General features: G+C 44.9%; 14 protein-coding genes. 10 read left to right on the top strand and 4 right to left on the bottom strand.

The annotated features are described in order from the left end of the window. The first annotated feature begins 5 nt into the window (after nt 1–5). A complete protein-coding gene (gene sufB, locus G519_RS0108980; protein WP_029194390.1) occupies nt 6–1,403 on the top strand; it encodes a Fe-S cluster assembly protein SufB in 1,398 nt (465 codons plus the stop codon). 70 nt (nt 1,404–1,473) lie between these two features. Here sufB and G519_RS0108975 read toward each other — a convergent pair whose 3' ends face one another. After that, nucleotides 1,474–2,019, bottom strand: coding sequence for a PH domain-containing protein (locus tag G519_RS0108975; protein WP_244280067.1), 546 nt, complete (start codon nt 2,017–2,019; stop codon nt 1,474–1,476). A gap of 100 nt (nt 2,020–2,119) precedes the next feature. Between G519_RS0108975 and G519_RS42360 the strand changes: the two genes are divergently transcribed. The 6 genes from G519_RS42360 (at nt 2,120) to G519_RS0108945 (ending at nt 6,451) form a co-directional block, all read left to right on the top strand. After that, entirely contained in the window at nt 2,120–3,223 is a 1,104-nt protein-coding gene (locus G519_RS42360; RefSeq protein WP_036632462.1) for a C40 family peptidase, read from the top strand. Nucleotides 3,224–3,335: 112 nt separating this feature from the next. Then, nucleotides 3,336–3,557 (top strand): hypothetical protein, encoded by a 222-nt coding sequence (locus tag G519_RS0108965; RefSeq protein ID WP_029194388.1) that lies wholly within the window; start codon nt 3,336–3,338, stop codon nt 3,555–3,557. Next, nucleotides 3,554–4,219: a hypothetical protein gene (locus G519_RS42355; RefSeq protein WP_036632460.1), complete on the top strand. Its 666-nt coding sequence runs from the start codon at nt 3,554–3,556 to the stop codon at nt 4,217–4,219. Before G519_RS0108965 ends, G519_RS42355 begins: the two co-directional genes overlap by 4 nt. A 26-nt stretch (nt 4,220–4,245) precedes the next feature. Then, a complete protein-coding gene (locus G519_RS0108955; protein ID WP_036632480.1) occupies nt 4,246–5,421 on the top strand; it encodes a glutathionylspermidine synthase family protein in 1,176 nt (391 codons plus the stop codon). Further along, complete coding sequence (locus tag G519_RS0108950; protein WP_051253272.1) at nt 5,418–6,065, top strand: hypothetical protein; 648 nt, start codon at nt 5,418–5,420, stop codon at nt 6,063–6,065. The genes G519_RS0108955 and G519_RS0108950 overlap by 4 nt, the downstream gene beginning before the upstream one ends. Next, nucleotides 6,062–6,451: a DUF350 domain-containing protein gene (locus tag G519_RS0108945; protein WP_029194385.1), complete on the top strand. Its 390-nt coding sequence runs from the start codon at nt 6,062–6,064 to the stop codon at nt 6,449–6,451. The genes G519_RS0108950 and G519_RS0108945 overlap by 4 nt, the downstream gene beginning before the upstream one ends. Here G519_RS0108945 and G519_RS0108940 read toward each other — a convergent pair whose 3' ends face one another. Genes G519_RS0108940 through G519_RS52940 form a run of 3 tightly spaced genes read right to left on the bottom strand, consistent with a single transcriptional unit; the run spans nt 6,452 to nt 9,335 of the window. Then, nucleotides 6,452–7,501, bottom strand: coding sequence for an HD-GYP domain-containing protein (locus G519_RS0108940; protein WP_029194384.1), 1,050 nt, complete (start codon nt 7,499–7,501; stop codon nt 6,452–6,454). A gap of 45 nt (nt 7,502–7,546) precedes the next feature. After that, entirely contained in the window at nt 7,547–8,611 is a 1,065-nt protein-coding gene (locus G519_RS0108935; protein WP_051253271.1) for a ThiF family adenylyltransferase, read from the bottom strand. Nucleotides 8,612–8,633: 22 nt separating this feature from the next. Then, nucleotides 8,634–9,335 (bottom strand): molybdenum cofactor biosynthesis protein MoaE, encoded by a 702-nt coding sequence (locus tag G519_RS52940; RefSeq protein ID WP_029194382.1) that lies wholly within the window; start codon nt 9,333–9,335, stop codon nt 8,634–8,636. A gap of 129 nt (nt 9,336–9,464) precedes the next feature. Here G519_RS52940 and G519_RS0108925 point away from each other — a divergent pair, with 129 nt between their 5' ends. The 3 genes from G519_RS0108925 (at nt 9,465) to G519_RS0108915 (ending at nt 12,389) form a co-directional block, all read left to right on the top strand. After that, nucleotides 9,465–9,935 carry a molybdopterin-binding protein gene (locus G519_RS0108925; RefSeq protein ID WP_029194381.1) on the top strand — a complete coding sequence of 157 codons (471 nt, stop codon included), beginning with the start codon at nt 9,465–9,467 and terminating at the stop codon, nt 9,933–9,935. Between the two features lie 68 nt (nt 9,936–10,003). Next, the gene (locus tag G519_RS0108920; protein WP_029194380.1) at nt 10,004–11,464 is read left to right on the top strand and encodes a bifunctional metallophosphatase/5'-nucleotidase; all 1,461 of its coding nucleotides are present in this window, start codon (nt 10,004–10,006) and stop codon (nt 11,462–11,464) included. Nucleotides 11,465–11,576: 112 nt separating this feature from the next. Continuing rightward, a complete protein-coding gene (locus G519_RS0108915; protein WP_029194379.1) occupies nt 11,577–12,389 on the top strand; it encodes an undecaprenyl-diphosphate phosphatase in 813 nt (270 codons plus the stop codon). Nucleotides 12,390–12,458: the final 69 nt, after the last annotated feature.

Here is a 12,458-nt window from a genome sequence, read left to right as displayed (position 1 = left end):
CAACCATGGCTAAACAAATGCCAGATCTCGAGGATTATAAATATGGTTTTAGAGATGAGCACAAATCGATTTTTCAATCGGGTAAAGGCTTAACTCGTGAAATCGTTGAAGAAATCTCCAGAATTAAAGGCGAACCAGACTGGATGTTAGAGTTTCGTCTGAAATCCCTGGAACAATTTTTCAAAATGCCAATGCCGCGTTGGGGCGGAAACATGGATGATCTAGATTTCGATGATATCCAGTACTATGTAAGACCGTCTGAGAAGCAAGGCAAAACGTGGGAAGAAGTTCCTACAGAAATTAAAGAAACATTCGACAAGCTCGGTATTCCTGAAGCGGAACAAAAATTCTTAGCTGGTGTATCGGCTCAGTATGAATCTGAAGTTGTTTACCACAGCATGCAAAAGGAGCTCGAAGACCAAGGCGTTATCTTTACAGATACCGATACGGCGCTTCGTGAGTACCCAGAGCTATTCAGACAATATTTCGGAACTATTATTCCGCCGAGCGACAATAAATTCGCGGCATTGAACAGTGCTGTATGGTCCGGTGGTTCCTTCATTTATGTCCCTAAAGGCGTAAAATGTGAAGTGCCATTACAAGCGTACTTCCGAATTAACTCCGAGAACATGGGGCAATTCGAGCGTACATTGATCATTACCGATGAAGAAAGCTTTGTACACTACGTAGAGGGCTGTACAGCTCCTATCTACAGCACAAACTCCCTTCATAGTGCGGTAGTTGAAATCGTATGTCTCAAGAACTCCCGTGCACGTTACACAACGATTCAGAACTGGGCACCTAACATCTACAACCTCGTTACCAAACGAGCGGTTGCAGAAGAAGGCGCTACAATGGAATGGGTCGATGGTAACATTGGTTCCAAGCTGACGATGAAGTACCCAGCTGTTGTGCTGAAAGGCCGCGGCGCTAAAGGGATGGTTCTTTCCATCGCTGTAGCTGGTAAAGGGCAACACCAAGACGCTGGCGCGAAAATGACGCATCTGGCGCCTGATACAACTTCGACGATCGTATCCAAATCGATCTCCAAACACGGCGGTAAAGTAACGTACCGTGGTCTAGCTTCCTTCGGGCGCAACTCCCAAGGTTCCAAAGCGAATATCAAATGTGATACCTTGATTCTCGATAACGAGTCAACGTCAGATACGATTCCTTATAACGAAATCATGAATGACAACATTACGCTTGAGCACGAAGCAACAGTATCCAAGGTTTCTGAGGACCAATTGTTCTACCTCATGAGCCGCGGCCTTACTGAGGCTGAAGCAACGCAAATGATCGTTATGGGCTTCATCGAGCCGTTCACGAAAGAACTTCCAATGGAATATGCCGTTGAAATGAATCGTCTCATTAAATTTGAGATGGAAGGTTCTATCGGTTAATCTATATGTACAAAAAAGCGTGCCCGAATTACTCGGGCACGCTTTTTTTAGTGAATGTTAGTCTCTCGGATTAAGCGTTAATACGTTTGCGATTCTGTGTTGCTAGAGTCAGAATAGCAACATAGAAAGGTTGTAGGTTGAATTTTTTTCCGAACTCAAATTTATAGGCAGTTGTCACGGCATTGTTGGCTTTGTAATAAGGAGATGTGATGTAATGGATCGTTAATTCACTATCATCGAAGCCTGTGCCGGCTGTTTCCATCGTGACATCATAGATGGAGTCAAGATCAATGGAAGCGATCCTTGTTTTCTTACCGGTAACACCTTGATGGTCGATCAGAATGATTCTTTCATCCGTCACGATAAATGTATCTCGAACTAGTTTGAATCCTGTTGTCACCTTCTCACTTGGCATGAGATAGACGCCATATTGCCTTGTAAGCTCATCTACGGAAACCTCTGAAAAATTGCCTAAAAGTCCATTCAAAAAACCTGCCATCTCGATCACTCCTTCATTCAATATATTCCCATATTCGACAAATGGGATGGGATTACCTTCTTCTCTCCCTTCCTCGGTATGAGATTGGTAGCGTACCATTTCATCTAATGCTTCCAAGATGATCCAAGCCGTCCAGATAACCTTTTATGCATATTTGCAAGCCGCTTATCTCACTCTATAGAGGATAATTATGTGTCCTTAAAGGAGAGTAGAAGCGATGTGGAAAAGGCTGAAGGTAGCAGCAATTGGCAGCATAGTAGTCATGATGGCAACTACAACCGCTTGTGGGAGGGGAAATGTCAGCCCCAATAATGCAGCACCAACGCAGAATCCTACCGCACAGTCAGGTACAGGCAATATGCAGTCTCAAAGTTTGTCACAAGCAGGACAAGGAACGAAATTAGGTAATGATGACGCTGTTGTACCGATTAAAGTGATTAACAATGTAAATTATGTAGCTGCACGTGAACTCATCCAAACCCTAAAGTTCCAGTCAAACTGGGAAGCAGGAAATCAGAAGCTGTTAATTGGCGATAATGACGCGAACTTCGAAGTGACGATGAATTCGACGAAAGCCATGAAGGATGGTGCAGAAATCCGAGTTAGCCAACCCTTTATCAAGGAAGGTGATTCGGCTTACTTGCCAGTCTCCGCTTTGGCAGATTTGTTTCAAGAAGATATGTCATATGAAGTACAGAATGGCCAATTGTTGATTCATGCAGCTCCGGCTGCTCCAATTGAGCGTGAAGATGACACTGACCCCCGCGGTAACACAGCGGAGCTTAAGTTTGGCGATGATCCAACGGATCCTTTCAAAGGTGAAGGTACGGGAGCTAACCCGGCATCTATGCCACAAGATGAGGGTGACCTTGAGGTGTGGGCTTCCACTAGTCATGAAGAAGTAATTCCAGTTCTTAAGAACATTGATATGAATGCAGTGATTAACAAAGGCAAGCAATATTTAGGTGTGAAATATCTATTCGGTACAGGACCTTATCCGCAAACAGGAAAATTTGATTGCTCGACGTTTACTCAATATGTATTTGGAAAATATGGCGTAAAGCTGCCAAGGCTTGCACGTCAACAAGGCTTGCAAGGACAGTTGGTTAGCCGGAACTCATTGCGCAAAGGTGATTTGATGTTTTTCTATGTACCAGGTCGATTCAAAACTAATAAAACAATTGGGCACGTAGGTATTTATATAGGTAACATGCAAATGCTGCATTCTTCGCCTGCGCCAAAGGATGGCGTCCAGATCAGTAACATTGATAAACCGTATTGGAAATCAACGTTCCTACGAGCAAGACGCATTGCATATTAATGCTATAAAGTCTATCCTTTGGATAGACTTTTTTATTTTCGCTAAATTGAAACAAATGGTCACCTCGTGCGTTTTATCTAGTATAAAGATTTGGATGGAGGAAGATGAATCGATGACGATTACGCTCTTCGAAAAATTAGCGGACGGACAACTGCAAAAAATTAGTGAACGTCCATGGGATGAAAAGCTCATACAAGCCTTAAATGTAGCTAATTTTGTTCTTATTGGCGGTAAGGAATATGAAATGATCGAAGGAAGATTGAACTTAGATCTTAATATTTTTGAGCTTCTGTTGGTTACGGTAAGCTCAGAAGGGGGAGGGAACAGGCAGTGAAACGACCGCTCAAAGTGCTTTCAACCTCTTTAGGCATCATGCTCGTTAGTCAAATGCTGCTGCTATCAGCGCATGCCGAAGAGTCTCCTAATCCGAGTGCTGGGGGAGCAGGAGCATCAAAGCTGGTTGAATGGTCTTCAGAAGACGTCAAAGCCTATTATGACCCTTCCGTTGACTGGAATTTGCCTGTGCCCGTGCTATCAGATCTTAAAACGACATCGCCTTCTCCATCTCCTACGCCATCTGCAGGGGGAAGCTCAACAGGCTCTGGAGGAGGAAGTGCGACCCCCATCATTGTGAATCAGGTAACCGGCGGCGGTGGTTTTGGCTGGGATGATCTCCTGTTGTACCATCTGATCTTTAATACGGTAAGTCCTTACTCATCGAGTAGTTGGGGAAGCAATCATCGCTCTTATTATTATCGTTCCAATACACCGTATGTGACGAAAACCTATCAACCGAGTTCGTTCTCGAATCGATCCACAACGAAGACACCAACAACCTCGAGTGGAACCGGCTCTTTTACATCGAATAAGTCTTCGTCAAACAGTACGAGTGGCGGAACAACATCAAGTTCCAAATCGACCTCAACCTCTTCCGGAAGTATTGGCGGTAAATCAAGTGGTTTCAGCTCTTCGTCAAGCTCCAGCTCAGGAGGTTAATTGTTGTGATATATGAAGTCATAGGGATGCCTTCTGCCGACAGAGATCAAAGGGTGCTGCAGCTGGCGAGCCTTGGTTTTACATGGGCAGATATGGAGGAGGAAGCGTACTGGATTGACCAAATTGTGGTCATGGAGCGACAAGCATACGATGAACTTATCCATGCGGCTGGAGCTTTGTGGCGCGTGTTTGATAAGACGGTTCGTTATGTGAATGGAAAAAGGGAGTTATATGAGCTTTTGTCTATTCCTGAAGTGCTATGGGATGGGTTAGATCGGCTCGAACCTGGTGCCGCAGGCTTTATTAGCCGATATGCCAGATTTGATTTTACTGTGAATCAGCAAGGTGAAATTAAGTTATTAGAGCTGAATGCAGATACACCTACGGGATATGTAGAAGCAGCGATCGCTACCCCCTGGTTATGTGATCAAATGGGAATAGAATCACCAAACCATGCAATGAAAGAACTAATCAGCTCAGCGTGGGAGATCGAAGCGCCAGACTTTGCGACCTGCATCGCGTATGGCAAGCATGTTGAAGATACAGGAACGATTGATGCTCTTGTAGCGCATAGCGGAAGAAATATGACTTGTGTCGACTGTTTGGATTTATGGATTGACGAAGGCGTTGTTAAGGTTGGAGAAAACCAGATCATCACGAAATTGTTCGCGCTATATCCGAAGGAATGGATGGGCATTGATGATGGAGGAGAGGCCTTATCTTATGCGATTGAAGAACAATTCATCCATGTTTTCAATCCATTACACGCGGTCATCTTGCAGTCAAAAGGCTTGCAAGCCGTCATATGGGGCTTGCATGAGGAAGGCGCAGAATTGTTCACCTCTGACGAGCATAAGGCAATAGGGACCTACATGCTGCCTACCTATATGACGCCCGAGCTTACAGGTGATTACGTATCCAAATCCATGTTCGGTAGAGAAGGCGGCTCTGTGGAATTGTATAACACACAGGGGGAATTAGAGGTCAAAGATGAAGTTGGCTTTGATACGAGTGTGTTTTTCAAGCGTGTTTATCAGCAGCGAGCCGATTTGCCCGAGCTATCTTTTGATCATGGAAATAAACACTTATTAACAGGTCTCTTTGTCCTCAATGGAACACCGTGCGGGTTGTTAGGGAGAGCAGGTGGGATGATTACAGGAAATGCGAGTCAATTTGTAGCGATAGGAGTGAAAGCACCTTGAAACAAGGACGATTTTGGCTTATGGCCGCGGGCTTCGTTGTATGCATCCTTATCATTTGGGGCATTAGCAGTGCTTTCAATAAGAAGCCAGCTGTCCTGAGCAAGGCGACAGTGGGAAGTCCAGCAAGCACAAGCAGTATGAACGGTGAAGTACCTTGGGATTATCAAGTCCAGCAGGCAAAAGTCGGGGATTTATTGGATGGCGATATGGTTCTGCTGCCGAATAATGAACGGATTTCAAACGATCAGAATTTTGCTACAGGGGACCAAGTGTGGGTGCTGAGCTATATGCAGGCAACAATGAAAACGGATAATCAAGGGAAGAACGATGTAACACTTTCGCAATGGAAGCCAATTAAGACGTTTAAAACGAAAGAAGAAGCAGAAAAAGATGCAGGGGAGTTAAAAATAGAAATTAAGACGGATGTGAAATTAATAGGGGTTTACAAAACAGAGCAGGATGGCAAATTCCGCTATTTCGCGGTAGCTGATCTACCAACAGGTCAGAAAGTGAAGCAGCCCATTCCTGAGGAACGCTATGTAAACTTTAAAAACAAGAAGGAAGTACAGGTTGTTCTGGAGGAAGTACATGATTACAGCAATTTTGATCAATCCATGGCGAAGTTTCGGGGGTGGGCAGAATGATTGTTTTGGATATTGTCATTAGTTTATTTGTGATTGTCCTGCTGCAATTCGCAGGTATGTATGTGTTTAGTTTAATGACACCCTACCGCGATATGGAAGAAATTAACAACGGCAATGTAGCCGTCGGCATCACCATGGGTGGTAAATTTGTAGCCACGGCGATTGTTTTATGTATTGCAGCTTACACAAATTCATCGATTTGGCATATGAGTTTATGGTTCGCGGTAGGGTATGTATGTTTGGTTGCTACGTATTGGATCTTTGATTGGCTCACGCCTGGTGTGAAGCTATCTGATCAACTAAAGGATGGGAATGTAGCTGTAGGCACCCTGCTAGCAGCTGTCTATATTGGAATCGCAATTGCGGTCAGCAGTCTTATTATTTAATTAGATCGCGATTTTCGTTATTTCTACGTCGCCAAGCTGTGACAGATCAAAGAATTGATTATTAATGTTAATAAGCGGTCGGAAGAAATCAGTTGGATTTGTCATGACGATCGTTCCGACGCGTCCGTCACTGAGTGACACTTTCTTACCGATAAAATTAGGAATCATGTTGCGGATAAATATTTGCGTTATTTTCGGATCTAGTTGGCCAAAACTCATGCGGTGCAGTTCCTTCAGTACGACCAGGAGATCACGTTTTTGCTGATAAACTCGGTTGCAGATCATAGCACTATAAACGTCTGCAACCGCAATGATCAGCGAGTACGAATGGATTTCTGTACTCTTTTTGCGTAAAGGATAGCCTGTACCATCCATACGTTCATGGTGCTCAAGAGCAACGAGAGCAAGGGTATTGTCATTTAAAGAATTTTTGATGATTTCATAGCCGTATATCGTATGTTTCTGAATTTCACTGTATTCATCATTGGTTAGTTTTGAGGGCTTATGTAGAATGTCCGAATGAATTTTGCTTTTGCCAATATCGTGAAGATAGCCTGCTTTTCCAATTTGTAGGGCTTCTTTCTCACTTTTTTTCATCCACTTGGCAATATAGTAAGATAACATGCCTACTTGCACACTGTGCTGGTATGTATAATCATCTTTGCTATTCAAAGAGAGCAGTAAAGAAACAACGTCTTTCTCCTCCTGAAAGCTTTGGATCATCGGATTGAAAGCGGATTCTATAGTTTCATTTTGAATGGATCCACCGTTTTCGACGACCGAAAATAAATCTTTTATACTGGAGATTGCACCGTTAAAAGTGAGTAATTGCTTGTTATTTGCGTGCCGGACTGTAGGCTCATCAAGTACGTTAATGGCTTCACTTCCTCTAGGCTGTATATCGACATAATCCACATTGTGGCGATTGAGCATCAAAATATCTCCCGCATCGACAACTGTGCCTGATGAAAGAAGATGAAGTCCTACCATATTGTAGGAATCTGAAATTAGTTTATCACCAACAATAAGTTGAAGCACATGTATACGCATAGAAGCCCCTCTCCTAGTCTTATAATCCGTAGGTATATAGTTATACTACATCCCAATATATCGACTGTAAAGACTTTTAGCCTGAATTAAATCTTCGGTTCCTTGGATGAGAACACGGCCATCAGGAAAGATGATCATTTGCAAATCTGGAGCTGGTTGGAATTTTAAAAGGAAGCGATTTTTGTCAACTGGACCCAGTGGTTTTAAACGTTCTTCCCAGTATTCAAGCGGTTTGTCGGAAGGGATTACCGGATGAATCTGGACGGAATTGCGACCGCATAAGGATTGAATCGTGTCACTTTCCACACCGACTTCTAAGTAATCGTACTGTTTCATTGCACAGGCGGGACAGTCTGATTTATGAGCGCCGGCTACACTAATTGCTGAGTTCTGGTTGAACCATAAGTCCCATTGCTGCATTCGGAGATTAAGCTGATCGTTCGCGCCAACAAGCAATTTAAGAGCTTCCGTTGCTTGAAAGGAAGCTACGACATGAATGATCCCGCCAATAACGCCAGCTGTATCGCATGTTTCAGTCGTACCTGCTGCGGGTGCTTGTGTGAAAAGGCAGCGAAGGCAGGGGGTTTGACCCGGTATGATCGTCAAAGAGACTCCTCTAGAGGCGACCGCACCGCCATAAATCCAAGGAATCCCTAGTTTGATACTCACATCGTTAATTAGGAAGCGAACCGAGAAGTTATCGGTACCGTCTAGAATTAAATCTACATCACTTAACAACTGTTCAGCATTCAAGGAATTCAGATCGGTTACATGAGGCTCAATCGTTACTTGTGAATTAACAAGTTGTAACCGTTTTGCAGCTGCTATCGCCTTGGGTGTTGTGCTAGCAGCATCCTCTTCATCGTAGAGCATTTGTCGTTGGAGGTTGCTAGTATCGACAAAATCACGATCGATCAATCGTACGTAACCGACCCCTGCGCGAACCATATGGTTGGCAAGAACGGTGCCTAACGCACCCATGCCTACGATAGCAACTCGACTTCCCCCGAGCTTGCGCTGTCCTTCTATGCCAATGGGGGAAAACAGAACTTGTCTAGAATAGCGTGTATCAACGTCATCATTATGATCTGTATGTAAATGTGTGTCCAAGAAGGGTCATCTCCAGTCTGATTTATTCGAATTGTGGCGTTTGGAGCGGGTTCCAAGGACCTGTTTGGCTGCCTTTCCACTCCGAACCATCTTCCCATATTTCTTTTTTCCAAATAGGTACGATTTGCTTTAGGCGCTCAATCGCATACCGACTCGCTTCATAGCAATGGGCCCGATGCGGAGATGAAACGGCAATAACGACGCTAGCTTCGGCAATAGCGACCTTGCCCAAACGGTGTGTAATTGCACAAAGCGTGCCTGGCCATTGATTATCTAGCTCTTCACCGATGGTTTCCATGGTTTTGAGTGCCATCGGTATGTAAGCTTCATATTCCAAAAGGACGGTCCGCTGTCCATAAGTCATCTCTCTTGTTGTCCCGATGAAAGCGAGCGAAGCGCCGTGGTTAGGGAGATTGACTTTAGAAGCTACCTCGGCTGCATCAATCGTATCATGGGTGATTTCATACATAGAAGGTTGTCCGCCCGAAACAGGAGGAATTAGTGCAAGTTCATCTGCAGCTGTGACCATTTCCTGATCTCCCGCATAAGCTTGGTTTTTAGCAAAAAAACAGGTCGTCAGTTGAGAAGATGCTTCCGGATAGGCTGCTGTGATCTGTTGTTTGAGCTGCTCTATAGAAATGGATTCTTGCTCGATATCTATTTTTAGGACGGAAGTCCCGAATAGGTCTACCAGACCTGCAAAGAGTTGGATGTGTACGTTCATGGCTCTGCTCCTAATGGCTTAGTTAGTGGAATTCCTTACAGCATATCATATTTTGACATGAAAATGGTATAATGGGTAGAGCCTTTTGGATAAGAAATGGAGCTTAATTAGGAGAGGGGAAATGTATGGATGGAAGTTGATTTACGCATACAAGTGTCAGACCTATATATAAAGAATGAAGTATTCACGACAACCGAAATGGTTGCTCTTGCTGAGCAGCAGTTAGCGCTTCAGGAGCGTGTACCGAATGTGCAGGGAGAAGCTTTTGATTTGAAGAAGTGGTATCGAAGCTGGAAGAGCAGCCGTAATAGGGAGCATACGGAAGAACCTACACATGTGAAAGTGGAGGCGATAGACGAGTTTCAAGCACTTATGCCTTGGTCTCAATTAGATTCTGCCTTGTTTTTATACTCCCAAGATGGACAGGCGCTCAAGAAAGGTTATCCGATTCGCCTTTATGTACCTGATGGCAGCAGTGAATGTCTCAATGTCAAAAGTGTTGTGAAAATATGGTTTCTTCATGATCAGGCGCTCGGAGAAGAAGCGACTTTTGGCTTTAAAAACAGAGTGGCACTTGATGAGCTGAAATTCAAGAAATGATAGGGGATTCTGCTGCATAAGATTAGACATGCTTCGGATCTGGCTTACAACGAAAAGAGGTGATCGGTGTGTCTGAGCCCTTGCAACGACTTGTTATTTTACATACGAATGACATTCATAGTCATTTTGAACAGATGCCCCAAATTAGCGCGTACTTTGATCGCGTACGTCGACTGTGGCCGGCTGATCAGGTGTTGACACTTGATATTGGCGATCATATGGACCGGATGCGCCCTGAAACGGAAGGCACGAATGGTTCTGCCAACTTGGAAATTATGAACGCGACTGGCTACGAAGCGATGGTCATGGGTAATAATGAAGGGCTAACGTTCACACCGGAATTGTTAAGAACGGTTGTGAAAGAGCATGCCAAATTCCCAATTATCGGCAGCAATATTGTAGAAGTGGCGACGAATAAGACGCCGGATTGGATGCTTTCTACACTCACGATTAAGAAATCGGGTCTCACCATTGGAATCATTGGGGTAACAGCAGCTTACCAAGCGTACTATGAACTGCTTGGATGGCATGTAACGGACCCAATCGAAGCTGTAAAGACCTATGCGAGGCTTCTGCGCCCAAGGGTGGATATCATTATTGTCATGTCCCACTTGGGATTGCGTTCGGATCAACGGATGGCTGAGGAGCTGGAAGGCATCGATGTGATCCTCGGCGGTCATACGCATCATGTGCTTGAGGAGCCGCTCCTGCTCAGCGGCACCTATATTTGCGCGGCCGGCAAGTTCGGTCAGTATGCCGGCCATATTGAACTTGCCTATGATCCGGCGCAGCGCCGGATCGTAGAATTAAACGGCCGCGTCGTCCCCATGACAGACGCAAGTGAAGAAGACAGCAGCGTGACCACGCTGCTGGAGCACTACCGCATCGCCAGCGCAGCGGCGCTGGATGAGGAGGTGGCGCAGCTGCGGGAACCGCTGCGCCTTGATTGGTACGGCGAATCCCCGCTCGGCAACTTGCTTGCCGCAGGGATTCGCCGCTGGACCAGCGCCGAGATCGGGCTGGTCAATAGCGGCCAGCTCCTTCAGGGACTGAAGGAGGGGCGCCTGACACGCGGCAGATTGCTGGAAATCTGCCCGGGTCCGATCAATCCCTGCCGGCTGCTGCTCAGCGGGGCGGATCTGCTCCAAGCGCTCGAAGAGTCGCTGCTTGGCGAGTTCATGGAGAAGCCGATTCGCGGCTTCGGCTTCCGGGGCGAGGTGCTGGGTGTGCTGTGTGTCGACGGATTAACCGTCATGACCGACAGCACCCGTGCACCTTACGAACGAATCATCGCTGTGAACGTAGGCGATGAGCCTTTAGACCCTAGCCGTGACTATGTCGTTGGCACAATTGACATGTTTACATTCGGCTCAGGTTATTTATCACTCAGTCGCGGTAAACAGGTGACGTATATGCTGCCTGAATTTATCCGTGATGTACTAGCTGCTGAGCTACGGGATGAAGACGCAATCCTAAGCAGTCATTTCCAAAGATTTACGGATAGAAGACCTCCTGCGCGTATAGAATAAGTCGAACAACCACAACTTTTGTCGAAATAGTTGTCAGATCCACCAACTTACAGGTAGAATAGATAATTGGACAGGAGTACATCTATAAACTCTCAATTCATAGGGGGAAAACATGCATACTATTTTTGAAGCGATCATTATCGGGATTGTAGAGGGATTGACCGAGTTTTTACCGGTTTCTTCTACGGGGCATATGATTTTAGCACAAAGCCTATTAAACACACAAAATGATGATGTAATGAAAACCTTTGATTTTGTCATTCAACTTGGCGCTATCATGGCCGTCGTCCTTATTTATTGGAAACGAATTTTATCTTTATTCGGGTTAGTGAAAAGGAAAAGCGAGAGTAAGACGGGGAAGAAATTGAACTTGCTGCACATTCTTATCGGTATCATACCAGCTGGTGTCATTGGAGTCATGTTTCATAATTTCGTCGATGAGAAGCTGTTTAACACAACAACCGTGCTGATTGGACTTGTTCTAGGCGGTATCCTGTTGATTATCGCAGAGAAGAAAAAGGAACAGCCGAGTGCTGTAGTTTTGGATGATTTGTCTTATCGTCAAGCATTCTTCATCGGTTTGTGGCAATTGCTATCCATTTGGCCAGGATTCTCCCGGTCTGGATCGACGATTGCAGGTGGAATGCTGTCCGGCGTAAGCCGCGCTGCTTCTGCAGACTTCACGTTTATCATGGCGATTCCAATTATGTTTGGAGCTTCTGGTGTTTACTTTCTCAAAAACTACCACGCTCTCTCTTCGAATGACTTAGCTTTCTTTGTAGTTGGTTTTATCGTTGCATTCATCGTCGCTTTGTTAGCGGTTGTTACTTTCATCAAACTTGTTCAAAATATGAAGTTAACGTATTTTGCCTACTATCGATTTGCAGTAGCCATCCTATTCGCACTTTATATGTTCTTAAAATAATAATCACTCTTTCATTTATCGAACCGCGTCGAATGATGCGGTTTTTTTTATTGAACTTTTTTGTGAAAT

The organism is Paenibacillus alginolyticus DSM 5050 = NBRC 15375, assembly GCF_000422905.1.
Classification (GTDB): Bacteria; Bacillota; Bacilli; order Paenibacillales; family NBRC-103111; genus Paenibacillus_E; species Paenibacillus_E alginolyticus.
Note: the sequence above shows the minus strand (reverse complement) of the source record. Positions and strands in the feature narration are given on the sequence as shown.

What these genes read in the sequence shown, in the direction of transcription:
- G519_RS0108945 (WP_029194385.1), top strand. Translation starts at nt 6,062, where the DNA reads ATGATTGTTTTGGATATTGTCATTAGTTTATTTGTGATTGTCCTGCTG.
- G519_RS52940 (WP_029194382.1), bottom strand. Translation starts at nt 9,335, where the DNA reads ATGAACGTACACATCCAACTCTTTGCAGGTCTGGTAGACCTATTCGGG.
- G519_RS0108915 (WP_029194379.1), top strand. Translation starts at nt 11,577, where the DNA reads ATGCATACTATTTTTGAAGCGATCATTATCGGGATTGTAGAGGGATTG.
- G519_RS0108940 (WP_029194384.1), bottom strand. Translation starts at nt 7,501, where the DNA reads ATGCGTATACATGTGCTTCAACTTATTGTTGGTGATAAACTAATTTCA.
- G519_RS0108955 (WP_036632480.1), top strand. Translation starts at nt 4,246, where the DNA reads ATGCCTTCTGCCGACAGAGATCAAAGGGTGCTGCAGCTGGCGAGCCTT.
- G519_RS42360 (WP_036632462.1), top strand. Translation starts at nt 2,120, where the DNA reads ATGTGGAAAAGGCTGAAGGTAGCAGCAATTGGCAGCATAGTAGTCATG.
- G519_RS0108965 (WP_029194388.1), top strand. Translation starts at nt 3,336, where the DNA reads ATGACGATTACGCTCTTCGAAAAATTAGCGGACGGACAACTGCAAAAA.
- G519_RS0108925 (WP_029194381.1), top strand. Translation starts at nt 9,465, where the DNA reads ATGGAAGTTGATTTACGCATACAAGTGTCAGACCTATATATAAAGAAT.
- sufB (WP_029194390.1), top strand. Translation starts at nt 6, where the DNA reads ATGGCTAAACAAATGCCAGATCTCGAGGATTATAAATATGGTTTTAGA.